Origin of the sequence: Sphingomonas sp. BE138 (genome assembly GCF_031456125.1) — a bacterium.
Lineage (GTDB): Bacteria > Pseudomonadota > Alphaproteobacteria > Sphingomonadales > Sphingomonadaceae > Sphingomonas.
Genome location: NZ_JAVDUC010000014.1, coordinates 1 through 25,551 on the forward strand (window position 1 = coordinate 1; position 25,551 = coordinate 25,551).

The 25,551-nt window shown below is 68.3% G+C and carries 25 protein-coding genes; 14 read left to right on the forward strand and 11 right to left on the reverse strand.

What is annotated here, in order from left to right:
• A partial coding sequence (locus J2Y58_RS15515) for a HAMP domain-containing protein (protein ID WP_310104913.1) occupies window positions 1-1,076 on the reverse strand: 1,076 nt, incomplete at its 3' end.
• A gap of 85 nt (window positions 1,077-1,161) precedes the next feature.
• On the reverse strand, window positions 1,162-2,541 hold the full coding sequence (locus J2Y58_RS15520; protein WP_310104916.1) for a short-chain fatty acyl-CoA regulator family protein: 1,380 nt from the start codon (window positions 2,539-2,541) through the stop codon (window positions 1,162-1,164).
• Window positions 2,542-2,772: 231 nt separating this feature from the next.
• Here J2Y58_RS15520 and J2Y58_RS15525 point away from each other — a divergent pair, with 231 nt between their 5' ends.
• The 12 genes from J2Y58_RS15525 (at window position 2,773) to J2Y58_RS15580 (ending at window position 16,521) form a co-directional block, all read left to right on the forward strand.
• Window positions 2,773-4,299, forward strand: coding sequence for an acyl-CoA carboxylase subunit beta (locus J2Y58_RS15525; RefSeq protein ID WP_310104919.1), 1,527 nt, complete (start codon window positions 2,773-2,775; stop codon window positions 4,297-4,299).
• A gap of 48 nt (window positions 4,300-4,347) precedes the next feature.
• The gene (mce, locus tag J2Y58_RS15530) at window positions 4,348-4,770 is read left to right on the forward strand and encodes a methylmalonyl-CoA epimerase (RefSeq protein ID WP_310104922.1); all 423 of its coding nucleotides are present in this window, start codon (window positions 4,348-4,350) and stop codon (window positions 4,768-4,770) included.
• Complete coding sequence (locus J2Y58_RS15535) at window positions 4,767-5,561, forward strand: enoyl-CoA hydratase-related protein (protein WP_310104926.1); 795 nt, start codon at window positions 4,767-4,769, stop codon at window positions 5,559-5,561. The genes mce and J2Y58_RS15535 overlap by 4 nt, the downstream gene beginning before the upstream one ends.
• Before the next feature lie 2 nt (window positions 5,562-5,563).
• Window positions 5,564-7,756, forward strand: coding sequence for a methylmalonyl-CoA mutase (gene scpA, locus J2Y58_RS15540; RefSeq protein ID WP_310104929.1), 2,193 nt, complete (start codon window positions 5,564-5,566; stop codon window positions 7,754-7,756).
• A 146-nt stretch (window positions 7,757-7,902) separates the two neighbouring features.
• Window positions 7,903-8,262 (forward strand): lysozyme inhibitor LprI family protein, encoded by a 360-nt coding sequence (locus J2Y58_RS15545; protein ID WP_310104931.1) that lies wholly within the window; start codon window positions 7,903-7,905, stop codon window positions 8,260-8,262.
• Window positions 8,259-9,263, forward strand: a complete 1,005-nt coding sequence (bioB, locus tag J2Y58_RS15550) for a biotin synthase BioB (RefSeq protein WP_310105080.1) — start codon at window positions 8,259-8,261, stop codon at window positions 9,261-9,263. Before J2Y58_RS15545 ends, bioB begins: the two co-directional genes overlap by 4 nt.
• Window positions 9,264-9,424: 161 nt before the next feature.
• Window positions 9,425-11,518: an acetyl/propionyl/methylcrotonyl-CoA carboxylase subunit alpha gene (locus tag J2Y58_RS15555; RefSeq protein WP_310104933.1), complete on the forward strand. Its 2,094-nt coding sequence runs from the start codon at window positions 9,425-9,427 to the stop codon at window positions 11,516-11,518.
• Window positions 11,519-11,588: 70 nt separating this feature from the next.
• Complete coding sequence (locus J2Y58_RS15560) at window positions 11,589-13,103, forward strand: efflux transporter outer membrane subunit (protein WP_310104936.1); 1,515 nt, start codon at window positions 11,589-11,591, stop codon at window positions 13,101-13,103.
• Window positions 13,103-14,467, forward strand: coding sequence for an efflux RND transporter periplasmic adaptor subunit (locus J2Y58_RS15565; RefSeq protein ID WP_310104939.1), 1,365 nt, complete (start codon window positions 13,103-13,105; stop codon window positions 14,465-14,467). Before J2Y58_RS15560 ends, J2Y58_RS15565 begins: the two co-directional genes overlap by 1 nt.
• A complete protein-coding gene (locus J2Y58_RS15570; protein ID WP_310104943.1) occupies window positions 14,457-15,173 on the forward strand; it encodes an ABC transporter ATP-binding protein in 717 nt (238 codons plus the stop codon). Before J2Y58_RS15565 ends, J2Y58_RS15570 begins: the two co-directional genes overlap by 11 nt.
• A complete protein-coding gene (locus J2Y58_RS15575) occupies window positions 15,170-15,313 on the forward strand; it encodes a hypothetical protein (protein ID WP_310104946.1) in 144 nt (47 codons plus the stop codon). Before J2Y58_RS15570 ends, J2Y58_RS15575 begins: the two co-directional genes overlap by 4 nt.
• The gene (locus tag J2Y58_RS15580) at window positions 15,313-16,521 is read left to right on the forward strand and encodes an ABC transporter permease (RefSeq protein WP_310104949.1); all 1,209 of its coding nucleotides are present in this window, start codon (window positions 15,313-15,315) and stop codon (window positions 16,519-16,521) included. The genes J2Y58_RS15575 and J2Y58_RS15580 overlap by 1 nt, the downstream gene beginning before the upstream one ends.
• A gap of 12 nt (window positions 16,522-16,533) precedes the next feature.
• On the opposite strand, the gene J2Y58_RS15585 is transcribed toward J2Y58_RS15580, so the two are convergent.
• The 5 genes from J2Y58_RS15585 to J2Y58_RS15605 form a co-directional block, all read right to left on the reverse strand.
• Window positions 16,534-17,154 (reverse strand): NTP transferase domain-containing protein, encoded by a 621-nt coding sequence (locus J2Y58_RS15585; protein ID WP_310104951.1) that lies wholly within the window; start codon window positions 17,152-17,154, stop codon window positions 16,534-16,536.
• Entirely contained in the window at window positions 17,141-18,064 is a 924-nt protein-coding gene (locus J2Y58_RS15590; RefSeq protein ID WP_310104953.1) for an XdhC family protein, read from the reverse strand. Before J2Y58_RS15590 ends, J2Y58_RS15585 begins: the two co-directional genes overlap by 14 nt.
• An 88-nt stretch (window positions 18,065-18,152) precedes the next feature.
• Complete coding sequence (locus J2Y58_RS15595) at window positions 18,153-20,402, reverse strand: xanthine dehydrogenase family protein molybdopterin-binding subunit (RefSeq protein WP_310104955.1); 2,250 nt, start codon at window positions 20,400-20,402, stop codon at window positions 18,153-18,155.
• The gene (locus tag J2Y58_RS15600; protein WP_310104958.1) at window positions 20,399-21,364 is read right to left on the reverse strand and encodes a xanthine dehydrogenase family protein subunit M; all 966 of its coding nucleotides are present in this window, start codon (window positions 21,362-21,364) and stop codon (window positions 20,399-20,401) included. Before J2Y58_RS15600 ends, J2Y58_RS15595 begins: the two co-directional genes overlap by 4 nt.
• Complete coding sequence (locus J2Y58_RS15605) at window positions 21,361-21,870, reverse strand: 2Fe-2S iron-sulfur cluster-binding protein (protein ID WP_310104960.1); 510 nt, start codon at window positions 21,868-21,870, stop codon at window positions 21,361-21,363. The genes J2Y58_RS15600 and J2Y58_RS15605 overlap by 4 nt, the downstream gene beginning before the upstream one ends.
• 127 nt (window positions 21,871-21,997) lie before the next feature.
• Between J2Y58_RS15605 and J2Y58_RS15610 the strand changes: the two genes are divergently transcribed.
• The gene (locus tag J2Y58_RS15610; RefSeq protein WP_310104961.1) at window positions 21,998-22,255 is read left to right on the forward strand and encodes a hypothetical protein; all 258 of its coding nucleotides are present in this window, start codon (window positions 21,998-22,000) and stop codon (window positions 22,253-22,255) included.
• A 156-nt stretch (window positions 22,256-22,411) separates the two neighbouring features.
• On the opposite strand, the gene J2Y58_RS15615 is transcribed toward J2Y58_RS15610, so the two are convergent.
• From J2Y58_RS15615 to J2Y58_RS15630, 4 genes are all read right to left on the reverse strand, one after another.
• Window positions 22,412-22,660, reverse strand: a complete 249-nt coding sequence (locus tag J2Y58_RS15615; RefSeq protein ID WP_310104963.1) for a hypothetical protein — start codon at window positions 22,658-22,660, stop codon at window positions 22,412-22,414.
• A gap of 48 nt (window positions 22,661-22,708) precedes the next feature.
• Complete coding sequence (locus J2Y58_RS15620; protein WP_310104966.1) at window positions 22,709-23,248, reverse strand: hemerythrin domain-containing protein; 540 nt, start codon at window positions 23,246-23,248, stop codon at window positions 22,709-22,711.
• Between the two features lie 10 nt (window positions 23,249-23,258).
• Window positions 23,259-23,783: a ferritin-like domain-containing protein gene (locus J2Y58_RS15625; RefSeq protein ID WP_310104971.1), complete on the reverse strand. Its 525-nt coding sequence runs from the start codon at window positions 23,781-23,783 to the stop codon at window positions 23,259-23,261.
• Between the two features lie 132 nt (window positions 23,784-23,915).
• Window positions 23,916-25,040, reverse strand: a complete 1,125-nt coding sequence (locus tag J2Y58_RS15630) for an NADH:flavin oxidoreductase (RefSeq protein ID WP_310104973.1) — start codon at window positions 25,038-25,040, stop codon at window positions 23,916-23,918.
• 89 nt (window positions 25,041-25,129) lie between these two features.
• On the opposite strand from J2Y58_RS15630, the gene J2Y58_RS15635 reads away from it, so the two are divergent.
• Window positions 25,130-25,504 (forward strand): winged helix-turn-helix transcriptional regulator, encoded by a 375-nt coding sequence (locus tag J2Y58_RS15635; RefSeq protein WP_405053115.1) that lies wholly within the window; start codon window positions 25,130-25,132, stop codon window positions 25,502-25,504.
• The last annotated feature ends 47 nt before the right edge of the window (window positions 25,505-25,551 follow it).

The following is a 25,551-nucleotide window of genomic DNA, read 5'->3' on the forward strand; positions in this document are numbered from 1 at the left end:
ATCGCGGCGGCGGTTTCCTCGAGCGACGCCGCCTGCTGCTCGGTGCGCTGCGACAGGTCGTCGGAGGCCTGGCGGATGTCGCTGGCGCCGTTGGTAATGCCGGTCGCGCTGACTGATACCGCCGTCATCGCCGAGGACACCGCCGCCATCGCGCTGTTGAAATCGGTCTTCAACTGCGCGAACGGCCCGGTCAGCTCGGCGTCGATCCGTGCGGTCAGGTCACCCTCGGCCAGGGCGTGAAGCCCGCGACCGACGCTGTCGACGATCAGCGCGGTCTGCTCCTGCTTGGCGCGCTCGGCGGCGGCCAGCTGATCGCGGAACTGCACCAGCGCATTGGCCAGCCTGCCGACTTCGTCGCGACGCTCGTCGACCTCGACGCGGGCCTGGAGGTCGCCTGCCGCCAGTCGGCTCATCGTCCCGGTCATCGCCGTGATCGGCGCGGCTATCCCGCGGATCAGCGCCACCAGAAGGAACGCGGTGAGCGCGAGCACCGCGACGACCAGCGCAATCGTCAGCATGCGCGAGGTCTGATAGGAGGCGGTCGCCGCCGTCATCTCCTTGTTCATCAAGGCGACCTGGACGTCCTTCAGCCGGACGGCATCGCTGTTCGCCGCGTCGAACGCGGCCTTGCTTTCGCGGAAGCGAAGCGTCGCCGCATCGTTGTCGTTCGCCGCGCCAAGCCGGCGCGTGAGGCGTGACATCTCCACATAGCGCGCCCAATCCCGGCGGAAATCGTTAAAGGCGACCCGCGCCGCCGGTGCCCGCAAATTTTTCTCGAGGAAATCGGAGGCGGTCGCGACGGTTTTCAGCCGCGTCTCGGCGTCCTGCTCGGTCCGCTGGATGTGCTCCGCTTCGACCGACAGGATCGTGGACGCTTCGGCGATACGATAATCGGCGGTCGCCGCGTTGATCTGGGCGATCGCGATCAGCTTGTCGCGCCGCTCGTGGCCGAGCACCTCGGTCGCCCGGTTCAGTCCGGCCTGCGTCCACATCGACATGCCTGCCATCGCCAGCAACCCTAGCGAGACAATCGCGAACGCCAGCAACAGCTTGCGACCGATCGCAAGATTCTTCATCACCGCGGCCTTCACATAGGAGAAATCACGATCCGGATCGTAGGCAAGATTGCTTTCGATCAAGTTAAGGCATATCGCTGCATTTCTACATGACGCGGTACGGTACGACACCGCGCACCTCCGCCTCGACCGCGATCGCGCGGTCGGTCGGCGGAAAAGCGCGCTGGTCGCAATCGTTGCGTGGGCACAGCCGGCAGCTGATGCCGATCGGGGTCGCGGTCCGCAGGTCGACCGCATCGGCATAGACGAACTCGGCGGCATGGATCGCCTCGCAGCCCAGCGCCACCGCATAGCGACGCGGGGCGCGCGCGAACCGCCCCGACGGCTTCACCAGACCCTTTGCCATCGAGACGTAGCGAACGCCGTCGGGTGTCTCGGCATGCTGGACGAGGATGCGGTCGGGGATCGCGACGGCCTCGTGCACATGCCACAGCGGACACGCCCCGCCGAAGCGCGCGAACTGGAGACGGGTGGCGGAATGGCGCTTGGTGATGTTGCCGGCCATGTCGACGCGGCAGAAGTAGAAGGGGATGCCCGCTGCGCCGGGGCGTTGCAGCGTCGACAGCCGGTGGCACGCCTGTTCGAAGCTGGTGCCGAAGCGGCGCGACAGCCGGTCGATGTCGTGACGCACCGCGCGCGCGGTGTCGCGGAACGCCCCGTACGGCATCAGCATCGCGCCTGCCGCATAATTGGCCAGCCCGATCGCCAGCAGCCGCCGTGCCTCGGGATGCGCCAACCCCGAGTCCGCGACGATCGCCGCGATCGGATCGGCAAAGGCGAGCGCGGCGGCGCGGTTGGCGATCAGGAAGCGGCGGCTCTCGGGCGGCAGCGCTGCGTTGAGCCGCAGCGCGCGCCCGTCGAAGCGTGCGAGCGGCGCATCCTCGCGCGTTTCGGCGACGATCGTCACGCCCCGCTCCGCGAGGGCCTCGGCCAGTCGCGCGTCGCTCGCGGCCGGTACGTCGTCGGGCGTGCCGGCCCAATCCTCGGCCGCGCGGTCGAGCGGGTCGAGGTAATTGCCCGCGTCGTGGAACCAGTCTCGCACCGCCTCCCACGGCAGCCGCGCGCCGACCCCGGCGGTCAGCGCTTCCTCGGCCAAAGCCACGCGCTCCTCCGCGGCACGCTTGGCCTGGTGCAGCGCGATCAGCCGGTCGGCGAGCGCCGGGCGTTCCTCGGCCAGCCGCGCGACCTCCTCGGGCGGCAGCGGTGCCACTGCCGGATCGGCGAACGCCTCGCCGAGCGCGACGAGGCGGCGCGCGGGCAAGGCACCCTCGATTTCGGCCAGCGCCGCCGGGAAATGCCGCGCCAGCGCGGCAGTAACCGCTCCGGTCAGCGGTCGTTCGTCACTTTCGAGTTGCGAGAGATAGCTGACCGACAGCCCCAGCCGCGCCGCCATGGCTCGCTGGTTGAGCTGCGCCGCGATGCGTAGCGCCCGCAGTTGCGCCCCGGCGTACAGGCGGGATTTCACGCGCGCCCGCACGGACGTGGGCAGACGTCCATACCGGTCGAGCGGGTGTAGGTGTCTGACACGATCGACTTCCTTCATGTGTCCGCCGGATGGCGCGCCGACACGGCCACCGGCCCCCGCCTTCGCGGGAGCGGCTATCGTTCGCAACCCTTTCCTTCGCAAGTTCGCAACTTCACATTTGCCCCGCCGCGTCCCGGCGGGCACAACGCCACCCGCGCCCGGGAGAGAAGCATGTCATCGACGATCGCCGAACTGGAAAGCCGCCGTGCCGCCGCCCGCGCCGGCGGCGGGCAGAAGCGGATCGACGCGCAGCACGCCAAAGGCAAGCTGACCGCCCGCGAACGGCTCGACGTGCTGCTCGACGAAGGCAGCTTCGAGGAGCTCGACATGTTCGTCGAGCACAATTGCACCGACTTCGGCATGGACGGGCAGGTCGTGCCCGGCGACGGCGTCGTCACCGGATCGGGGACGATCAACGGCCGGCTCGTCTTCGTCTTCAGCCAGGACTTCACCGTCTTCGGCGGGTCGCTTTCCGAACGCCATGCGCAGAAGATCTGCAAGATCATGGACATGGCGCTGAAGGTCGGCGCGCCCGTCGTCGGGCTCAACGATTCGGGCGGCGCGCGCATCCAGGAAGGGGTCGCGTCGCTCGGCGGCTATGCGGAGGTGTTCCAGCGCAACGTGCTGGCCTCCGGCGTCGTGCCGCAGCTCAGCCTCATCATGGGGCCGTGCGCGGGCGGGGCGGTCTATTCGCCGGCAATGACCGACTTCATCTTCATGGTGAAGGATTCCAGCTACATGTTCGTCACCGGACCCGACGTGGTCAAGACGGTGACCAACGAGGTCGTGACGCAGGAGGCGCTCGGCGGCGCGGTGACGCATACCACGAAGACCAGCGTCGCCGACGTCGCGTTCGACAACGACATCGAGGCGCTGCTCGCCGCGCGCGACTTCATCGACTTCCTGCCGTCGTCGAACCGGGAAGGCGTGCCGGAGCGTCCCACCGACGACCCGTGGGACCGCAGCGAGCCCAGCCTCGACACGCTGATCCCCGCCAACGCCAACCAGCCGTATGACATGCACGAGTTGCTCGCGAAGGTCGTCGACGAGGGCGACTTCTTCGAGATCCAGCCCGCGCACGGTGCGAACATCATCTGCGGCTTCGGGCGGATCGAGGGGCGCACGGTCGGCTTCGTGGCGAACCAGCCGATGGTCCTGGCCGGCGTTCTGGACATCAATTCGAGTCGGAAAGCGGCACGCTTCGTGCGATTCTGCGATGCCTTTGAGATACCGATCGTCACCTTCGTCGACGTTCCGGGCTTCCTTCCGGGCACCGCGCAGGAGCACAACGGCATCATCAAGCACGGCGCGAAGCTGCTGTTCGCCTATGCCGAGGCGACCGTGCCCAAGATCACCGTCATCACTCGCAAGGCTTACGGCGGGGCCTATGACGTCATGGCGTCCAAGCACTTGCGCGGCGACCTGAACTACGCGTGGCCGACCGCCGAGATCGCCGTCATGGGCGCGAAGGGCGCGGTCGAAATCATCTTTCGCGGCCGCACGCCCGAGGAAATCGCCGAACGCACCGCCGAATACGAGGCCCGCTTCGCCAACCCCTTCATCGCGGCGAGCAAGGGCTTCATCGACGAGGTGATCCAGCCCCACTCCACCCGCCGCCGCATCGCGCTGGGCTTGCGCAAGCTTCGCCACAAAGCGCTGGAGAACCCGTGGAAGAAGCATGACAATATCCCGCTGTAACGTCCTCCGCCGATGCTTCGCGTCGCTCGCGATGACGGGAGGAGCGTCGTGACGTTGGGGCGCCTCAACCACGTCGGCATCGCGACGCCCTCGATGGCGCGGTCGATCGAGACCTACCGTACCCTGCTCGGCGCCGGTGCGGTCGGCGAACCGTTCGACCTGCCTGCGCAGGGCGTGAAGGTGTGCTTCATCGATGTGCCCAACACGCAGATCGAGCTGATTGAGCCGTACGACGACACCTCGCCTATCGCCGGCTTTCTGAAGAAGAACCCGGCCGGTGGGCAGCATCACGTCTGTTTCGAGGTGTCCGACATCCACGCTGCGGTGGCCGACCTCAAGGACAAGGGCGCGACGATTCTCGGCGAACCGCGCATCGGCGCGCATGGGACCCCGATCGTTTTCGTTCACCCGCGCGACATGGGCGGGGTGCTGGTCGAGCTGATGGAAACGCCGCAGGAGGGCGCGCATTGACGTACGAGACGATCACCTTCGACCTTGTCGACCGCGTCGCGACGCTGGCGATCAACCGACCGACGCGGATGAACGCGCTGACCCCGCGGGTCTTCGCCGAGCTGACCGCCGCGATCGACGCCGCGCTCGAACAGGGCGCGCGCGCGATCGTGCTGACCGGCACCGGCGGCGCCTTCTGCTCGGGCGCCGATCTGGTGGGTGACGCCAAGGACTCCGGGGCAGCGCCGATGCCGCGCGACCTCGGCGAGTCGCTCGACACCAGCTACAACCCGTTCGTCCGCAAGGTCGCTGCGCTCGACGTGCCGTTCCTCACCGCGATCAACGGCCCGGCGGTCGGTGCGGGGCTGGGGCTGGCGCTGCTCGGCGACATCAGCGTGATGGCGCGCTCGGCCTATGTGCTGCTCGCCTTCGTCAACATCGGCCTGGTCCCCGATGCCGGCGCGACCTGGCTGGTCGCGAAGGCCGCGGGGCGCACCAAGGCGCTGGAGATGGCGCTGCTCGGCGAGCGCGTGTCCGCCGACGAGGCGCTGGCGGCCGGGTTGGTCACCCGCGTTGTCGACGATGCGCAGGTACTTGGCCAGACGCAGAAGCTCGCCGCGAAGCTTGCGGCCGGTCCATCGGTGGCGATCGGGATGATCCGCAAGCAGGTCGCCGCCGCGCTCTCGATGGATCTCGAGCAGTCGCTGGCGGTCGAGCGCGCCAACCAGACCCGCGCCGGCTACACGCGCGACTTCGCGGAGGCGGTGCAGGCGTTCGGCGAAAAGCGCAAGCCGGTGTTCGAAGGCCGCTGAGGATGGCCGAAGAGCGCAACCTCGGCGAGGACAGCGGCGCGGCGGCGGCGATCGGCACGCCCGCGCCGACCGGCACCGAAAGTTGGGCCGCCGCGGCTGCGAAGGAGGTGAAGGGCCGCGACCTGACGTGGCACACGCCGGAGGGGATCGCCGTCAAGCCGCTCTACACGCCCGAGGATGTCGAGGGTTGGGACCCCGGCCTTCCCGGTTTCGCGCCGTTCGCGCGCGGGGTGCGCGCCTCGATGTATGCCGGGCGCCCGTGGACAATCCGCCAATATGCCGGCTTCTCGACCGCCGAGGAATCGAACGCTTTCTACCACCGCAACCTCAAGGCGGGACAGAAGGGGCTGTCGGTCGCGTTCGATCTGGCGACGCACCGCGGCTACGACAGCGATCATCCGCGCGTGACCGGCGATGTCGGCAAGGCCGGCGTGGCGATCGACAGCGTCGAGGACATGAAGATCCTGTTCGACGGCATCCCGCTCGATCAGATGAGCGTCAGCATGACGATGAACGGCGCGGTGATTCCGATCCTCGCCTTTTTCATCGTCGCGGGCGAGGAGCAGGGGGTCGAGCGCAAGTTGCTCGACGGGACCATTCAGAACGACATCCTCAAGGAGTTCATGGTCCGCAACACCTATATCTACCCGCCCGAGCCGTCGATGCGGATCATCTCCGACATCTTCGCCTATACCTCGGCGGAAATGCCCAAGTTCAATTCCATCTCGATCTCCGGCTATCACATGCAGGAGGCCGGCGCGACGCAGGTGCAGGAACTGGCCTTCACCATCGCCGACGGCATGGAATACGTCAAATACGGGGTGGCCAGCGGTCTCGATATCGACAAGTTTGCGGGGCGCCTGAGCTTCTTCTTCGCGATCGGCATGAACTTCTTCATGGAGATCGCCAAGCTGCGGGCGGCACGCGTGCTGTGGCACCGCGTCATGACGCAGCTCGGCGCGAAGGACGAACGCAGCAAGATGCTGCGGACGCACTGCCAGACCAGCGGCGTGTCGCTGACCGAGCAGGACCCGTACAACAACGTCATGCGCACCACGATCGAGGCGATGGCGGCGATGCTGGGCGGCACGCAGTCGCTGCACACCAACGCGCTGGACGAGGCGATCGCGCTGCCGACCGACTTCTCCGCCCGGATCGCGCGCAACACGCAGCTGGTGATCCAGGAAGAAACCGGCATGACGAACGTCGTCGATCCGCTCGGCGGCAGTTACTATGTCGAGGCGCTGACGAAGCGGCTGGTCGACGACGCCTGGGCGATCATCGAACGCGTCGAGCGCGAGGGCGGGATGGCGAAGGCGGTCGCGGCGGGCTGGCCCAAGGCGATGATCGAGGAAGCGTCTGCCGCGCGTGCCGCGCGCGTCGATCGCGGCGAGGACGTGATCGTCGGGGTCAACAAATATCGAAAGGACAACGAGGACCCGATCGAGATCCTCGACGTCGACAATCATGCGGTACGCGAGGCGCAGATTCGACGCATCGACGAGGTGAAGGCGGAGCGCGACGCCGACGCCTGCCGCTCGGCGCTCGACGCGTTGCGCGAGGGTGCGCGGGGTGGTGGCAACCTGTTGGCGCTGGCGGTCGACTGCGCGCGCGCGCGGGCGACGCTGGGCGAGATTTCGTCGGCGATGGAGGATGTGTTCGGCCGGTACGGTACGCAACCGACGCCGGTAAAGGGCATCTACGGCGGCGCCTATACCGACGATGCGCGCTGGACGCGGCTGGAGGACGGCGTGGCGGCCACCGAGCGGCGGCTGGGGCGCAAACCGCGGATGCTGGTCGCGAAGATGGGACAGGACGGCCATGACCGCGGTGCCAATCTGGTCAGCAGCATGTTCGGCGACCTCGGCTTCGAGATCGTCGCCGGACCGCTGTTCCAGACTCCCGAGGAAGCCGCCAGGCTCGCGCTGGACCGGCAAGTGGATGTGGTCGGTGCCTCCAGTCTGGCGGCGGGCCACAAGACGCTGATCCCCGAGCTGATCGGTCACCTCCGCGACGCCGGCCGTGCCGACATCAAGGTGATCGCGGGCGGGGTGATCCCCGCGCAGGATTATCAGGCGCTGTTCGACGCCGGCGTGCAGGCGATCTTCGGCCCGGGCACGAACCTCATCACGGCGGCGGAGGAGGTGTTGCGGCTGCTCGGCCACAACATGCCCCCGCAGGGAGAGGCGGCGTGATTAGGTCGTCCGGCCTTCACCTTACCTCCTGGCGTCACCGTCTCTTTCCCCGTCACCCCGGCGAAGGCCGGGGTCCAGTTGCGGGCGGCGCGCGAGATGCCGAACGGTCTCCCTACTGGGCCCCGGCCGCTGCCGGGGCGACGATAATGTTGGGAATGATGGTTGGGCTGGCGTCGTCCATCCCCGCCGCCGCCCAGACGCAAGCCGATATGAACGCGCAGGCCGCCGCCAGCTACAGGACCGCCGACACGGCGATGAACGCGCAATGGCAGCGCACCTACGCCGCGATGAAGCGCCGCGACGTCACCGCCGGAGACGGCTTCGGCTATGCCGCCGCCACGCTCGCCAGCCAGCGCGCCTGGCTCGCGTTCCGCGACAAACAGTGCACGATCGAAGGCGGCGAGTTCGCCGGCGGCTCGCTCCAGCCGATGGCGCGCTTGCAGTGCATGGCGCGGCTGACCAAGGAGCGCACCACGCAATTGAAGGACCTGATGTGGCAACGCTGACCGAGACGACCCGCAACGACTGGACGCGCGAGGAGATCGCGGCGCTGTTCGACCTGTCGTTCGATGAACTGATGTATCGGGCGCAGACCGTCCACCGCGCGCACCATGCCCCGTCGGAGGTGCAGCTCTGCACGCTCCTGTCGATCAAGACCGGCGGCTGTCCGGAGGATTGCGGCTATTGCTCGCAATCCGTGGCGGCGGACAGCGGCGTCAAGGCAAGCAAGCTGATGGACGTGCAGGCCGTGCTGCAACGCGCCGCCGAGGCCAAGGACGCAGGGTCGCAGCGCTTCTGCATGGGCGCGGCATGGCGCAACCCCAAGGACCGCGACATGGACGCGATCGTCCAGATGATCGAGGGCGTGCGCGGGATGGGAATGGAAACCTGCATGACGCTGGGGATGCTGACGCCGCAGCAGGCGCAGCGGCTCGGCGAAGCCGGGCTCGATTACTACAATCACAATATCGACACCTCGCCCGAGCGGTACGGCGACGTCATCACCACGCGCACCTTCGGCGAGCGTCTCGATACGCTCGAGAACGTACGCTCGGCGGGGATCAACGTGTGCTGCGGCGGGATTGTCGGCATGGGGGAGACGCGCGCCGACCGCGTCGGCTTCGTCCATGCGCTGGCCACGCTGCCGCGCCATCCGGAGAGCGTCCCGGTCAATGCGCTGGTGCCGGTCAAGGGCACGGTGCTGGGCGACATGCTCGCCGACACGCCGCTCGCGAAGATCGACGACATCGAGTTCGTCCGCACCGTCGCGGTCGCGCGAATCACGATGCCGATGAGCATGGTGCGCCTGTCGGCCGGCCGCGAGAGCATGTCGGAGGCGACGCAGGCCTTGTGTTTCATGGCGGGCGCGAACTCGATCTTCACCGGCGACAAATTGCTGACCGCCGGCAATCGCGGCGACAGCGCCGATGCGGTGTTGTTCGCCAAGCTCGGCGTACGCCCGATGGAAGCGCCCGAGCCGATGCGGGTGTGCGAGGCGGCGGAGTGAACTGCCGTCGCCCCGGCGCAGGCAGGGGCCCATGTCTGCCCGGGTGAGGCGCGAGGTTTGGCACAGCAGCAACGTCCCTGTGTCAGCCGGTACCGAATGACGGCACAGACATAGGCCCCTGCGGGCGCAGGGGCGACGACGAACGAGAACAGGAGAGGCCGTTGTTCAAAAAGATCCTGGTCGCCAACCGCGGCGAGATCGCGTGCCGGGTGTTTCGCACCGCCAAGAAGATGGGGATCGCTACCGTCGCGGTCTATTCGGACGCCGACGCGCGCAGCCCGCACGTCCTGATGGCGGACGAGGCGGTGCGGCTCGGGCCGGCGCCGGCGGCAGAGAGCTATCTGAAGGCGGAGTTGATCCTGCTCGCCGCGAAGGAAACCGGCGCGGACTGTATCCACCCCGGCTACGGCTTCCTCTCCGAACGTGAGAGTTTCGCGCGCGCATGCGCGGAGGCCGGAATCGCCTTCGTCGGCCCGCCGCCGAACGCGATCGCGGCGATGGGCGACAAGATCGAATCGAAGAAGCTCGCCAAGGCGGCGGGGGTCAATGTCGTCCCCGGCTATCTGGGCGAAATCGCCGACACCGACGAGGCGGTGCGGATCGCCGCCGACATCGGCTTCCCCGTCATGATGAAGGCCAGCGCCGGCGGCGGCGGCAAGGGGATGCGCCTCGCCTGGTCCGAACAGGACGTGCGCGACGGCTTCGAGGCGACCAGGCGCGAGGGGCTGGCGTCGTTCGGCGACGATCGCGTGTTCATCGAAAAATTCATCGAGAGCCCGCGTCATATCGAGATACAGCTGCTCGGCGACCAGCACGGCAACATCGTTTATCTCAACGAGCGCGAATGCTCGATCCAGCGTCGCCACCAGAAGGTGGTCGAGGAAGCGCCGTCGCCGTTCGTGACCCCGCAGATGCGCCGCGCGATGGGCGAGCAGGCGGTCGCGCTCGCCCGCGCGGTCGGCTACTACAGCGCGGGCACGGTCGAATTGATCGTGTCGGGCGCGGACCCGACCGGCGAGAGCTTCTATTTTCTGGAGATGAACACGCGACTGCAGGTCGAGCATCCGGTGACCGAGGAGATCACCGGGCTCGATCTGGTCGAGCAGATGATTCGCATCGCGGCGGGCGAGGCGCTGTCGTTCGGGCAGGACGACGTGCGGCTGGACGGCTGGTCGGTCGAGAACCGCGTCTATGCCGAGGATCCGTATCGCGGCTTCCTGCCGAGCATCGGGCGGCTGGTGCGGTACGCGCCACCGGAAACCACCGACTCGTCACCCCTGCAAGGGCGGGTATCCATAACCCATGTCGTGGATGGAGCCGAAACGCCGGCGGATCTGGATGCTCGCCTTCGCGGGAATGACGGCGCTGGAGAAGGGCAGATCCGCATCCGTGTCGACGACGGCGTCGCCGAGGGCGGCGAGGTCAGCATGTTCTACGACCCCATGATCGCCAAGCTGGTCACCTGGGCGCCGACACGCGAAGCCGCGATCGATGCGCAGGTCGCCGCACTCGACCGCTTCACGATCGAGGGTCCGGGCACCAACCTGCACTTCCTCTCCGCGCTGATGCAGCACCCGCGCTTCCGCTCGGGCCATATCACCACCGGCTTCATCGCCGAGGAATATCCGGACGGGTTCCACGGCGCGCCCGCCACGCCCGATCTGCTGGCAAAGTTGGCCGCGATCGCGGCGGTCGCCGCGCACACGCAGGTCGCCCGCGCGCGGCAGGTGGACGGACAGCTCGGCCACACGCTCTCTGCCCCCGCCGACTGGGTCGCGCGCGTCGATGGGCACGATCATGCCGTGACGATCCGCGATGGAGCCATCACCGTCGACGGCATGGAACTGGCTGGCGCGATCACCTACCCGCCCGGCGCACGCACCGCATATGTCGCCGGCGACGATCCGCTCGCCGTCGCGGTCGCCAAGGGCCGCGACGGCTTCACGCTCGCGGCGCGCGGTGCCTCGCACAAGGTCCGCGTCCTGCCCGCGCACGTCGCGCCGCTGGCCGCGCATCTGATCGAGAAGGTGCCGCCCGACTTGTCGAAGTTCCTGATCGCGCCGATGCCCGGGCTGCTCGTGCGGCTCGACGTCGCAGCGGGCGACCGCGTCGAGGCAGGGCAGGCGCTGGCGATGGTCGAGGCGATGAAGATGGAGAACATCCTGCGCGCCGAAAAGGCCGGCACCGTCGCGTCGGTGCAGGCGAAGGCCGGCGACAGCCTCGCGGTCGATCAGGTCATCCTCGAACTCGAGTAACCCACTCGCGACAGATCGCGACATATTAGCGCTGGACGCGCGCTGCCCGCCTGTTTCATGCAAGCGGCCTATGAGGCGCGTCCTTTCCAGCGCGACGCTCGCGCTCGCGATCGCGGGTTGCACCGTCGGCCCCGATTATCGCCCGCCGGCCCCCGCGGCGCTGGCGGTGCCCGCCGGCTATTCGGTGCCCGGCGCGCCAACCGCCACCGACCTGACGCAATGGTGGCGGCGCTTCGACGATCCGGTGCTCGGGCAATTGGTCGAGCAGGCATCGGCCGCCAACACCGATGTCGCGCAGGCGATCGCACGGCTGCGGCAGGCGCGCGAGGCCCTGGTGCAGAGCCGCGCCGACCTGCTCCCTTCAGTCACCGCCAGTACCGGCTACAGCCGCTCCGAGACGCTGCGCGGCGGCGGGCAGACGATCACGCTTCCCGACGGCACCGTCCAGAACATCGGCGGCGGCGGCGGCGCCAACAACTTCTCGATCGGCGGCAGCGCCTCCTACCAGCTCGGCCTGTTCGGGGAGGTGCGCCGCACCATCGAGGCGAGCCGCGCGCAATATGAGGCGTCGGGCTTCGACTATGCCGCCGCGCTGCTGACCGTGCAGCAGGAGGTCGCGCGCAACTATGTGCTCGCGCGGCTCTACCAGGCGCAACTCGCCAATGCGCGCGCGAGTCTGGCGCTCCAGGAGGACAATCTCGAGATCGCCGGCTTCCGCCTGCAAGCCGGGTTAGTGTCGTCGCTCGACCAGGAACAGGCGCGGCAGCAGCGCGCGCAGACCGCCGCGACGATCCCGACGCTGGAGCAGCAATACAACGCCGCGGTGTCGCGGATCGGCGTGCTGACCGCGCAGGCGCCCGGAGCGCTTAAGCCGCTGCTCGCCCCGCCGCGCCCGATCCCGACCGGCGCGCCCCCGCCCGGCATCGGCATCCCCGCCGACGTGCTGCGCCAGCGACCCGACGTCCGTGCCGCCGAACGCGCGCTGGCCGCGGCAACCGCGCAGATCGGCGTCGCACAGGCCGCACTCTATCCCAATTTCACGTTCAGCGGGAACATCGACGCGCGCGCCAATGCGGTCGGCTCGCTGCTCGACACCGTCACCGGCGGCTTGTTCGCGGGGCTGACGCAGGCGATCTTCAACGGTGGACGGCTGCGCAGCCAGGTGCGCGGGCAGGAAGCCGCCGCCGACGCCGCACTCGCCGCCTACAAGGGCACGGTGCTGACCGCGCTCGAGGATGTCGAGAATGCCGTCGTCGCGCTCGACACCGCGCAGCGGCGCGAGCGCGAACTGACGATCGCCTACGAGGCGGCCGGCAACGCCGCGCTGCTGTCGCGCGAGCAGTATCGCACCGGCCTGTCCGACTTCACGACGCTCAGCCAGCAGGAGGCCGCGCTGCTCACCTCCCGCAACAGTGCGGCGCAGGCGCGCGCCGACGAAGCGACCGCGCTAGTGCAGCTCTTCGCGGCGCTCGGCGGCGGCTGGGACAGCACGACCGTGCCGACCGCCCCGCCGCGCGCCGCCGCCGCCCCGACGCTCGTCCAGCCCGCTCCCACCCCCAGCCCGCTCCCCGAGGTAAATCCCTAATGGCCGATACCCACCTCGACGATTTCCTCGGCGTAAAGCCGCAGCCGGCGTGGCGGCGCTGGGGCAAGTGGGTGCTGGTGCTGGGCGCGGTGGTGCTGGTCGCGCTGTTGCTGTCGCGCTGCGTGTTCGGTGATCCCGACAAGGTCAGCTATGCGACCTCCGCGGTCACGCGCGGGCGGCTCACCGTGTCGGTTTCCGCGACCGGCAAGCTGGCGCCGACCAACCAGGTGACGGTCGGCTCGCAGTTGTCGGGACTGGTGACCAGGGTGGTCGTCGACGTCAACGACCGCGTCACCGCCGGGCAGCCACTGGCGCTGATCGACCCCGAACAGATCGACGACCAGATCAACGCCGCCAAGGCGACGCTCGCCGCCAACGAGGCGCAGGTGGCGCAGGCGCGCGCGACGCTCGCCGAAGCGCAGGCGCAGCTTGCGCGCCTCAACGAAGTCTACCGTTTGTCGAACGGCCGCGTACCGTCGAAGACCGAGCTTCAGACCGGGCAGGCCGACGCGCAGCGCGCCAGGGCGGCGCTCGGCGTCGCGCAGGCGAACGTTACCGCCGCACGCGCGCAATTGTCGCAGCAGCAGACGCAGCGCGCGCGCGCGATCATCCGCTCGCCCGTCAACGGCGTGGTGCTCGCGCGGCAGGTCGATCCCGGACAGACCGTCGCGGCATCGTTCAACACGCCGACGCTGTTCGTGATCGCCGAGGACCTGACGCGCATGAAGCTGGAGGTCGCGATCGACGAGGCCGATGTGGGCGAGGTTCAGGTGGGACAGAAGGCGACCTTCACGGTCGACGCATTCCCCGGCAAGACCTTCCCCGCGACGATCACGCGCGTCGACCTCGGCTCCAACCTGACGGTCAGCAACGCGACCAGCGCGTCGTCGGGGAGCACCAGTACGACCAGCACAACCGGGCAGGTCGTATCCTATGCCGCCGACCTGACCGTCGCCAACCCGACGCTCCAGTTGCGCCCGGGCATGACAGCCACCGCCGATATCGTGACCGCCGACAAGCAGAACGTGCTGCTCGTTCCCAATGCCGCCTTCCGGTTCAAGCCGGCGGCGGGCGGCGACACGCGCGGCGGGATCGCCGGCACGATCCTCGCGGGACCGCCGCGCCGCGGGCGCACCGAACGCAGCGCGACGGTCGGGCGCGGCGCGACCCAGACGCTCTACATCAAGGGCGCGGACGGCACGCCGCAGCCGGTGCAGGTGACCACCGGCGATACCAACGGCACGCTGACCGAAGTGACCGGCGGCGCGCTCCAGCCCGGCCAGCAGGTCATTACCGGGCAATTGGCCGGAGGCGAAACGGCAAGCAGCGGCGGCCGGCCGAAGGGCGGATCGCGTGGCCAGTGACGCGCTCATTTCGCTGCGCAACGTCACCAAGGTCTATGGCCAGGGCGCGACGCAGTTCCAGGCGCTGAAGGGCGTAGACCTCGATATCGCAGGCGGCGATTTCGTCGCGGTAATGGGGCCGTCGGGGTCGGGCAAGTCGACGACGATGAACATCCTCGGCTGTCTCGACGTGCCGTCCGGCGGCACGTTCCTGTTCCGCGGCCACCATGTCGAGATGCTCGATCGCGACCAGCGCGCGCTACTGCGCCGCCGCTACCTCGGCTTCGTCTTCCAGGGGTTCAACCTGCTCAGCCGCACCAGCGCGCTCGAGAATGTCGAACTGCCGCTCCTCTACCGCGGCGACGACAAGCGCGCGCGCCGCGCGACGGCGATGGCGGCGCTGGAGAAGGTCGGGCTAGACCGCTGGTGGGATCATACGCCTGCCGAACTGTCCGGGGGGCAGCAGCAGCGCGTGGCGATCGCTCGCGCGATCGTCACGCGCCCCGACGTGCTGCTCGCCGACGAGCCTACCGGCAACCTCGACTCCGAACGATCGGTGGAGATCATGGAATTGCTCACCGACCTCAATCGCGAGAGCGGGATCACGGTGCTGATGGTCACCCACGAGCCGGATATGGCGGCGTTCGCGCGCACCGTCGTGCACTTCAAGGACGGGCTGGTCGAACGTATCGAGACCCACCACCGGCAAGGGGAGGCGGTGGCGTGAGCCTGGTCGATATCACGACTGCATCTTCCGCTCCGTTCGCCCTGAACCTGTCGAAGGGCGTGTTCCGGGGCACGTGCTTCGACAAGCTCAGCACGAACGGCAAAATGGGCGCGCTTCCGCTGGCAGCGGAGCGCCACTGATGTTCGGCACCACGCTCCTCCTCGCGCTGCGGTCGATCCGGCGCCACCTCCTGCGCTCGTTCCTCACCATTCTGGGCATCGTCATTGGCGTTGGCGCGGTCGTCACGATGGTGACGCTCGGCAAGGCGACCACCGCCGCGGTGCAGTCGCAGATCGCCGCGCTGGGCACCAACATCCTCCAGATCCGCCCCGGCCAGGGCTTCGGTCGCGGCGGGGGCGGTCCGCGCCCTCCCGACTTCACGCCCGAGGACGTGAGCGCGATCGCGACGCAGATCGCCGGCGTCACCGCGGTCGCGCCGCAGGCGCAGGCGAGCGCCACCGCGATCTACGAGGGCGCGAACTGGTCGACGACGATCAACGGCACCACCGCCGCCTATTTTCAGGTCCAGCCATGGCCGCTGGTCGCAGGGCGCTCGTGGACGCCTGCCGAGGAGCAGGCGGGCAAGGCGGTGTGCATCATCGGCAATACCGTGCGCCAGAACCTGTTTCGGGGCGGCGAGGCGGTCGGCCTGCGCTTCCGGCTCGGCGACGTCAGCTGCGACGTCATCGGCGTGCTCAGCACGCGCGGGCAGGCCGGGTTCGGCGGTGACCAGGACGATGTGGTCATCATGCCGATCAAGGCGGTGCAGCGCCGCTTCACCGGCAACCGCGACATCCGCCTGATGCTGGTAGGCGTCGACCAGCGCTACCAGACAGCGGGCGTGCAATCCGCGATCACCGACCTGCTGCGCGAACGCCGCACCATCACCGACGGGCGCGAAGACAATTTCAACATCTTCGACACCAAGCAGATCAGCGACACGCTGACCGGCACCACCACGGCGCTGACGCGAATTGTCGCGGCCGTCGCGGCGATCAGCCTGGTCGTCGGCGGGATCGGCATCATGAACATCATGCTGGTCAGCGTGACCGAGCGCACGCGCGAGATCGGCATCCGACTGGCGATCGGCGCGGTCGCGCACGAGGTGCTGTTGCAGTTCCTGGTCGAGGCGGTGGCGCTGTCATGCCTCGGTGGGCTGATCGGGCTGCTGCTGGCGCAAGGCGTGATCGCCGGGCTGACCCCCCTGCTCGACGTGCCGTGGACCTTCGATCCGCAGATCAACCTCGTCGCCTTCGCGATCTCGGCGGTCATCGGTGTCGTCTTCGGCTATTTCCCCGCACGCCGCGCGGCCGCGCTCAACCCGATCGACGCACTACGGCACGAATAACGCGAGGTGTGGTCAGCGGACGCCGGTGGGCCACGCCGACAACTCCGGCGGATGCACTGCCGCGCGGACCCGCTCCAAATCCTCGCGCGTGTCGACGTCGATCAGTTCGGCGGCATCGACGATCACATGCCGGCCGGCACCGATCAGGTCGCGTGCGCCCCGGTCGCCGCGGATCGCCAGTACATCGGCGAACCGCTCGCGTCCGAGCAGCACCGGCGGGCATGGCGCCACGCCGTCGCTGGATGCGACCACCGCCGCGTCGTCCAGATCGGCGGCGGCATCGAACAGCCGGTAAATGTGCGCGGCGGTGATGCGCGGCATGTCGGCCAGCGCGATCAGGACCGCCGCCGCCCCGCGTGCGCGCGCGCACTCGACCCCTATCCGCACCGACGACGCCATGTCGCGGTCGGAGGCAGCGTTGTGCAGCACGCGGAATCCATGCGCGGCATAATCGACCGCGCCGTCGGCGACGATCGCGATCCGCGCGAGAAACGGCATGTCCTCCAACGTCAGCGCGACGTGCAGCCCCAGCGCGCGCCCCAGGACGGACTGTTCCAGCTTGTTACCCGACCCGAACCGCTCGGACTTGCCCGCCGCGAGCAGGACGAGGACAGTGGTCTCAACCGCGATCATGGAATGCGCGCACCATCGCCGCGGCGATCGACAGCGCGATTTCCGCGGGGCCGATCGCGCCGATGTCGATCCCGACCGGCCCATCGATGCGGTCGAGCAGCGCCGCATCGATCCCTGCCGTGCCCAGCCGTTCGCGCCGTGCGGCATGGCTGCGGCGGCTGCCGAGCGCGCCGACATAGGCCGCCTCGGTATCTAGCGCGGCGATCAACGCCGGGTCGTCGATCTTGATATCATGGCTCAGGGTCACGACCGCCGTCGATCGTCCCGGCTTCCACGCCGCCACCGCTTCGTCGGGCCAGCGGTCGTCGAGCGTCACGCCCGGAAAGCGCTCCTCGGTCAGGAACCGCCCGCGCGGGTCGATCACCACCACCGCGATCCCCAGCGTGGCGGCGAGCGCGGCGAGGCTCTGCGCGATCTGCACCGCGCCGACGATCAGCAGGCGGCGCGGCGGATCGTAGCGGTTGACGAACACCTCGCCGGTTTCCGCCGGGCGCAGATCGGCATGGCCGGTCTCAAGGTCGGTCGTGACGGTCAGCGACCTTCCCGCCGCACGCGCTTCGGCGATGCGATCGAACAATTCGGGATCGAACCCTTCGGCACTGACCGGCTGCACCATCACCGAAATCTCGCCGCCGCACGGCAGCCCGACCTGCCACGCGCTGTCGTCGGCGACGCCATAGGTCTTTACAGCGAACGGCGCGCCCGCAATCACCTGTGCCGCGGTGTCGAGGATGTCGCCCTCGACGCAACCGCCCGACACCGAGCCCTCGAACCGCCCGTCGGCGTGCACCAGCATATGGCTGCCACGTGGTCGCGGCGCCGATCCCCAGGTCGACACGACGGTGGCGAGCGCGAGCGGCTCACCCTTCCAGGCGGCCGCCGCGGCAAGGACGGAATCGTTATCGGCCATGATTGTCTCTACTGTTCGTCACTTCAAGCCAAGCAATCCAGGGCAGCACGCGGCGCCCTGGATTGCTTCGCTCGGTTCGCGATGACGGTTATACCGCCGGCAATTCCGCCAGCAACTTGTCGCAGGTGATCGGATAGTCGCGCACGCGCACGCCGGTCGCATGGTAGATCGCGTTGGCGATTGCCGCCCCCGCGCCGGAGATGCCCAGCTCGCCGATCCCCTTGGCGTGGATCGGATTGGCGTGGACGTCGCGCTCGTCGAGGAACTCGACCTCGATCTGCGGAATGTCGGCGTTCACCGGCACGTGATACTCGGCCAGATCGCGGTTCACGACCTTGCCGTTGCGCGGGTCGTGGACCAATTCCTCGGTCAGCGCGGCACCGATCCCGAACGTCATCCCGCCCAGGCATTGCGAGCGCGCCGTCTTGGCGTTCAGGATCCGCCCGGCCGAGAACACGCCCAGCATCCGCTCGACCCGCACCTCGCCGGTGGTCGCATTCACCTTCACCTCGGCGAAGTGCGCGCCGTAGCTGGCCTGACGATGCAGCTTCTCCTGCTTGCCGGGCGCGATCGTGCCGGTCACGCTGATGCCGTCGCCGACCAGTTCGGTGATCTCGACCGCGCGGTTCTCGGCGATCGCGCGCCCGTCCTTCAGCGTCATCGCGTGCGCGTCGACGCCCATCGCCTTAGCCAGCTTCTCCCGCAGCCCTTCGCAGGCAAGATACACCGACGATCCCGACGATCCTGCGCCCCACGACCCGCCCGATCCGGCCGCGGGGGGCGCCTCGCCGTCGCCCAGATGGACGATCACGCGGTCGAGCGGCAGGCCCAGCGTCTCCGCGGCGATCTGCGCCAGGATCGTATAGGTGCCGGTGCCGATGTCGGTCATGTCGGTCGACACGATCGCGCGCCCGTCCTTCGTCAGCTCGACGCTCGCCGACGACTTCTGAAGCATGTTCGAACGCACAGCGGCAGCGACGCCGACACCGTGCAGCCACTCGCCACGCCGGTCGCTCGCCGGCTCGGGGCTGCGCTCGCTCCATCCGAACAGCTCGGCACCCTTGTCGAAGCACGGGATCAGCAACCGCGTCGAGAAGGGAACGTCGTTTGTCGGGTCGATCGCCGGCTCGTTGCGGCGGCGCAATTCGATGGGATCGATCCCGATCGTATAGGCGAGCTCGTCCATCGCCGCTTCCAGCGCCAGCATGCCGACCGCCTCACCCGGCGCGCGCATCGACCCGGCGAGCAGCCAGTTCATTTCCACTAGCTTATGGTCGATCAGCCGGTTGTCGGCGGCATAGGCGAATTGCGTGCCGATGCCGGCAGGCTCGAAGAACTTCTCACCCGGCAGGTTGCTCGCCAGCGTCTCGTGCCCGAGCCCGGTCAATTTGCCGTGCGCGTCAGCCGCCAGCCGGATGCGCTGTTCCGTGTTCGACCGGCGGACGGTTGCGTCGAACACCTGCTGGCGCGCCATCGCAACCTTCACGGGGCGGCCGATCCGCTTTGCCGCGATCGCGGCCGCCACGCTCTCGGGTGCGATGCCCAGCTTGGAGCCAAACCCACCGCCGACATAGCGGGAGATGATTCGCACCTGATCCTTGCCGACGCCCAGCGCCTGCGCCAGTTGCATCTGGTCGGAGGCGACCATCTGATAGCTGCCGTGCAGCACCAGCGATCCGTCCTTCCACTCGGCGATCGACGCATGCGGCTCCATCGCCGCGGAGTTCTGGCTGGGCGTGGTATAGGTCGCGTCGACCGTGAACGCCGCCTCCGCCATCGCCTTGTCGAGATCGCCCTTGCTCATATGCGGCGGGATCTGGTCGGGCGGCGGGCGGGTCGCCTGGTCGCGGTGCGCGGCGAAGACATAGGCGCCCTCGGCCGGCGTATAGTTGACGGTCACTTGCGCGGCGGCGTCGCGCGCCGCCTCGAACGTCTCGGCGACGACGATCGCGACGATCTCGCCGTGATAGTCGACCTTCTGCACGCCCTGCGTCGGCGCCTTCTTCTCGCCGCCCTGCTGCGGGTTGCGGATGAAGCTGGGATAATCGGTGATGACGTCGATCACGCCCGGCAGCACGCGCGCTCGGTCGGCGACCACGTCGCTGATCTTCCCCGACCCGAACGGCGCGCGCACCAGCACGCCATACGTCAGCCGCTCGGCGGGGTATTCGGCGGCATAGGTCGCCTTGCCCGATACCTTCAACGGTCCCTCGACCCGGTCGAGTGGCTTGCCGATCACCCCTTGCGCGCCTGCATCCAGCCAGCTGTGCGGATGCGGATCGTTCATCGTCAGGCTGCGCGTGTCCTCGCGTCCCAGCACCTTGTCGATCAGCGTCATTGCGTCACCTCTCGGAGGGCAGCGATCAACGTGCGTCGCGCCAGGGGGATCTTGAAATCGTTGGTGCCGAAGCCCCTGGCGCCATCCAGCAGCGCATCGGCGGCGGCGCTGAACGCCTCGTCGGACGGCGCCTTGCCGACCAGCGCCTGCTCGACGGCCGCGTTGCGCCACGGCATGTGCGCGACCCCGCCGAAGGCGAGCGCGGCGGACGCGATCGTCCCGCCGTCGACCTTCACCACCGCCGCGACCGAGAAGAGCGCGAATGCATAGGATGCCCGGTCACGCACCTTGCGATACAGCTGCCGGCCCTCCGGCGGCGCGGGCAACTCGACATGCGTGATCAGTTCGCCGGCCTCCAACACGTTCTCGATCTGCGGCGTATCGCCCGGCAGCCGGTAGAAATCCGCGATCGGGATGCGGCGCTTGTCCCCGTCGGCTCTCGTGGTGACGATCACCGCGTCCAGCGCCCGCATCGCCACCGGCATGTCGCCGGGGTGCGTCGCGATGCACTGCTCGCTCGTGCCCAGGATCGCGTGGATGCGGTTGAACCCGCCGATGGCCTCGCATCCGCTGCCCGGCTCGCGCTTGTTGCAGCCCGCGGCGGTGTCGTAGAAATAATAGCAGCGCGTCCGCTGGAGCAGGTTTCCGCCGGTCGTGGCCTTGTTGCGCAACTGCCCCGACGCACCCGCCAACAGCGCGCGGCTCAGCACCTCGTACTTCGCAATCACGCGCGGATCGGCAGCCAGGTCGCTGTTCGGCACCAGCGCGCCGATCGTCAGCCCGCCGTCGTCGCGCTCCTCGATCGTATTCAGATCGAGCTTGCTGATATCGACCAGTTTCTCGGGCGTCTCGACCTGTAATTTCATCAGGTCGAGCAGGTTGGTGCCCCCGGCGATGAAGCGCCCGCCGGCGCGGGTCGCCTCCGCGACACTGCCGACGCGCGCATAATCGAACGTCTTCATGCGTCCACCTTCGCTTGTCCGTCGGCGACCTCGCGGATCGCGTCGACGATGTTGGGATAGGCGGCGCAGCGGCAGAGGTTGCCGCTCATCCGCTCGCTGATCTCGGCGTCGCTCAACTCGGTCGCGGTCAGGTCAGCGGAGGCATGGCTCGGCCACCCCTTTTTCACCTCGTCCAGCATGCCCACCGCAGAGCAGATCTGCCCGGGCGTGCAGTAACCGCATTGATAGCCGTCGTGCCGCACGAACGCGGATTGCAGCGGGTGGAGGTCCTCGGGCGTGCCCAGCCCCTCGATCGTCACGATCTCGTCGTCCTGGTGCATCACTGCCAGCGTCAGGCAGGAATTGATCCGCCGCCCGTTCACCAGCATCGTGCACGCGCCGCACTGTCCGTGGTCGCAGCCCTTCTTCGAGCCGGTCAGCCCCAGATGCTCGCGGCACAGGTCGAGCAGCGAGGTGCGCACGTCCACCTCCGCCTCGTGCGATTGTCCGTTGATCGTGAAGTGCATGGCGTTCCGCCTATCCGCTGGTGACCGAACAACGTCGGCCGGCGTAGCGGGGTCCGTGCGAACGATTCTCATGGCCTGCATTCACGCTTACGCTGCTATGGCGCGCGCCTCGGGTGGAGTGAACGATATGGGCAAGACGATGGTGGCGGTGCTGGCCTTGCTGGCGACCGGCGGATGCGTGCGCACCGCGTGGAACGTCGCGACACTACCGGTGAAGGCGGTCGGCAAGGGTGCCGACCTGATGACGACCAGCGCCAAGGAGCGCGACGAGAAATACGTTCGCAAGATGCGCAAGGAGCAGGAACGGCGTGACAAGGAATGCCGCAAGAATCCCGAGACGTGCGAGTCGGCGGGGTATCTGGAAGATCCTCGCAATCAACGGTAACAACTTCGGAGGCGTGACTTCGCCTACCCCACACCGTTCGCCCTGAGCCTGTCGAAGGGCGCGTTCTGGGACACGTGCTTCGACAGGCTCAGCACGAACGGGCGCGACGTATCGGGGAGGGTATTCGGCGCCACTATCGTCGCCACCCTCCGACCGTCACTCCGTCGACGGCGCGTTCGGCTGTTCGCCGTCCTTCTCCGCGCCCGCCTGCTTGCCGCCGTGGTAGGCGCGTTCGCTCTGGCCGCCGTCGAAATGACCGCCTTCCTTGCCGGTGTGCGGGTTTGGATAGGCGCCGCCCTGGCTCTCGCCCGAACTGTCGCGGCGGCTCGCCACTTCGCCCGTGCCATCGGGATCGTGCGGCGTGGTGTCGCCGCCATCGGACTGCATCGGTTGCTTGTCGGTCATGGATCCTCCTGCCCGTATCTACGCACCGCCGCGCCAAAAGGCTGCGCGTCAGGCCAGCTTCAGCCCCTCGCGGTGCATCGCGGCGGTGACGTGGCGGTTCTGTGCGTCGGACAATGCCCCACGCAGCTGCGGGAACAGCGTGTCCTCCTCCTCGCGCATATGTTCCTCGATCATCGCGCGGAACGCCTTCACCTTGGGAAGCCATTCGGGGCTGTCCGCCGGCATCTCGCCCAGATCGAAGAAATATTGCTTCACATAGCCGTGGTCGTGGTTGAGGTGATCCGCCGCGGCGGTCAGGTCGTGGTCGCGCATCATCGCATAGACGACGTTCTCTTCCTGGAACGCGTGCTTGGAAATCGCATGTTTCAGCATCGCGAGCAGCGTCTTGCGACGCAGGACGTCGTCCTGCCCGGTGCGCTCGATGCGGTCGAATACCCGCAAGGCGGCGGCATGCTCAGCCGCCAGAACGCTGTCCCATCGGCCCGCCAGCAGGCTGGGGCCTTGCACGGCCGCCTTGCGCAGCCAATGCGCGGCCAGCCCCAGCGCGACCCCCGCCGCCGCAGCGGTCGCGACGCGGGGACCGCGCATCCCGGTTCCGTCAGACCTTGGCATGGCCGCTGCCGCCGGCGGCGTACAGTTCGGCATAGCGCCGCGTGACGACCGGCAGGTGCTCGTCCAGCCAGCGCGCCATCGACTGTTCCTCGTCCAGCGTCTGACGCAGCGGCGTCACCGCCTGCGTGAAACCGCCGTCCTCGGCCAGCACCAGCAGCGATTTGTACGCCGCGATCTCGAAATGTTCGAACGCGAAGTTCGCGAAGCTGTTCTTGACGATCTCGTCGCCGGCAAAGGTGTGCGTGATCGCGGCCATCCCGCCGGTCATGCTCAACGCGGCGTCCTTCAGTACCGACCCGCTGGTCTCGAACGACGCCAGCAACTCGTCGAGCCGCTCGACTTGCCCGTTCGTCTCGTCGATGTGCAACTGCAGACGGTCCGCGACCTCGGGATAATGTTCCAGTCGCGCGACCTGCGGCGACATGATCGACAGCGCCTGCTTCTCGACGGCGTGCGCGTTGCGCAGGCCCGTGACGAACAGCTCGCGCAGCGTGTCCTGGTCGGTCGGCATAATGCGTTCAACTCCCATCGTGGATGCGAAGTGAACCCGTGCCGCGTCGGCGCTGTTCCAAAATTCAGAGTGAAAACAAGCTGATCCAGATCGTGCCCCGCCCCGCGAGCGCCCGGGGGGCGGGGCAGGGGATCACACCAGTTCGGCCAGCGCGCTCGCCTCGAAGCCCTTCAGTTCCGCGGCATCGCCTGCGCGCACCTTGGCCACCCAATCGGCGTCGCTGATCAGCGCGCGCCCGACGGCGATCAGGTCGAACTCGTCGCGCTCCATCCGCGTCACCAGCCGGTCGAGATCGGTGCTGGTCGAACCTTCGCCGCCGAACGCCGCCAGGAATTCGCCCGACAGCCCAACCGATCCCACGCTGATCGTCGCCGCGCCGGTCAGCTTCTTGGCCCAGCCCGCGAAGTTCAGTCCCTCCGCGCCGTCGATCTCCGGGAACTCGGGTTCCCAGAAGCGCCGCTGCGAACAGTGCAGCACGTTCGCGCCCGCCTCGACCAGCGGCAGCAGCCAGTCGGTCATCGCCTCCGGCGTTTCCGCCAGCCGCGCCTTGTAATCCTGCTGCTTCCACTGGCTGACGCGCAGGATGACAGGCATATCGGGGCCGACCGCCGCGCGCACCGCCTTCACCACCTCGCCTGCGAAGCGCGACCGCTCGCGGATCGTCGCGCCACCATAGCGATCGTCGCGCTGGTTGGTGCCGCCCCAGAAGAACTGGTCGATCAGATAGCCGTGCGCGCCATGGATCTCGACCGTGTCGAAACCGAGCGCCTTCGCCTCGGCGGCGGCGCGCGCGAACGCGGCGATCGTGTCGGCGACATCCTCGTCGCTCATCGCCTGCCCGCGCGCCTCGGCCGGCGCGTTATAGCCCGACGGACTCTCGACCGGCTGTGGCGGCGCCCAGTCGCCGGCGGGCGGGCCGTTGGTGGCGCCGGTGTGCCAGATCTGCGGCCCCATCTTGCCGCCTGCGGCGTGCACGGCGTCGATCACGCCCTTCCAGCCCTCCAGCGCCTTGTCGCCGTGGAAGAACGGAATGCCGGGATGGTTGCGCGACGACGGCCGGTCGATCACCGTGCCTTCGGACAGGATCAGCCCCACGCCGCCCTCGGCGCGCCGCCGGTAATAGGCGGCATTCGCCTCGCCCACGACGCCACCGGGCGCCATCGTGCGCGTCATCGGCGCCATGACGATGCGGTTGGGCAGCTCCAGCGAGCCGAGCGAGAACGGACGGAACAGGGTATCGACCGAGGCGGAGGACATGCACGGGCCTTTTCTTGTGATTGCGGCCCTTCAGGTATATATCGGAAACCTGACGTCAATAACGCACCTGCGATCGACTAGGTATATCAATGGAAACCGCCCCCCGCTGTCAGCATTTCTCGGTCGGGTGTCCCAGCCGGACGCTCTTGGACCAGATCGCCGACAAATGGTCGATGATGGTGCTGACCGTGCTCGATGCCGGCCCGATGCGCTTCAACGCCATCCGCCGTCATCTGGAGGGTGTGACGCAGAAGGCGCTGACGCAATGCCTTCGCCGGCTGGAGCGCAACGGGCTGGTCTCGCGCCGCGTGATCCCGGCCTCGCCGGTCGCGGTCGAATATGCCATCACTCCGCTCGGCCGCTCGCTGCACCAGCCGTTCAAGGCGCTGTACCGCTGGACGATCGACAACATGCCGCATGTCGAGGAAGCGCGACGCAGCTTCGACGAGCGCGCGGCGGCATAACTTCCTCTCCCGTCATTGCTTTGCTCCGCTCGCGATGACGATCATCC

Coding starts and splice junctions, on each gene's coding strand:
- J2Y58_RS15600 (WP_310104958.1), bottom strand. CDS start 21,364: ATGAAGACGTTCGATTATGCGCGCGTCGGCAGTGTCGCGGAGGCGACC.
- J2Y58_RS15615 (WP_310104963.1), bottom strand. CDS start 22,660: ATGACCGACAAGCAACCGATGCAGTCCGATGGCGGCGACACCACGCCG.
- scpA (WP_310104929.1), top strand. CDS start 5,564: ATGGCCGAAGAGCGCAACCTCGGCGAGGACAGCGGCGCGGCGGCGGCG.
- J2Y58_RS15610 (WP_310104961.1), top strand. CDS start 21,998: ATGGGCAAGACGATGGTGGCGGTGCTGGCCTTGCTGGCGACCGGCGGA.
- J2Y58_RS15585 (WP_310104951.1), bottom strand. CDS start 17,154: ATGATCGCGGTTGAGACCACTGTCCTCGTCCTGCTCGCGGCGGGCAAG.
- J2Y58_RS15525 (WP_310104919.1), top strand. CDS start 2,773: ATGTCATCGACGATCGCCGAACTGGAAAGCCGCCGTGCCGCCGCCCGC.
- J2Y58_RS15590 (WP_310104953.1), bottom strand. CDS start 18,064: ATGGCCGATAACGATTCCGTCCTTGCCGCGGCGGCCGCCTGGAAGGGT.
- J2Y58_RS15630 (WP_310104973.1), bottom strand. CDS start 25,040: ATGTCCTCCGCCTCGGTCGATACCCTGTTCCGTCCGTTCTCGCTCGGC.
- J2Y58_RS15595 (WP_310104955.1), bottom strand. CDS start 20,402: ATGACGCTGATCGACAAGGTGCTGGGACGCGAGGACACGCGCAGCCTG.
- J2Y58_RS15580 (WP_310104949.1), top strand. CDS start 15,313: ATGTTCGGCACCACGCTCCTCCTCGCGCTGCGGTCGATCCGGCGCCAC.
- J2Y58_RS15605 (WP_310104960.1), bottom strand. CDS start 21,870: ATGCACTTCACGATCAACGGACAATCGCACGAGGCGGAGGTGGACGTG.
- J2Y58_RS15560 (WP_310104936.1), top strand. CDS start 11,589: ATGAGGCGCGTCCTTTCCAGCGCGACGCTCGCGCTCGCGATCGCGGGT.
- J2Y58_RS15625 (WP_310104971.1), bottom strand. CDS start 23,783: ATGCCGACCGACCAGGACACGCTGCGCGAGCTGTTCGTCACGGGCCTG.
- J2Y58_RS15545 (WP_310104931.1), top strand. CDS start 7,903: ATGTTGGGAATGATGGTTGGGCTGGCGTCGTCCATCCCCGCCGCCGCC.
- J2Y58_RS15635 (WP_405053115.1), top strand. CDS start 25,130: ATGGAAACCGCCCCCCGCTGTCAGCATTTCTCGGTCGGGTGTCCCAGC.
- J2Y58_RS15565 (WP_310104939.1), top strand. CDS start 13,103: ATGGCCGATACCCACCTCGACGATTTCCTCGGCGTAAAGCCGCAGCCG.
- J2Y58_RS15620 (WP_310104966.1), bottom strand. CDS start 23,248: ATGCGCGGTCCCCGCGTCGCGACCGCTGCGGCGGCGGGGGTCGCGCTG.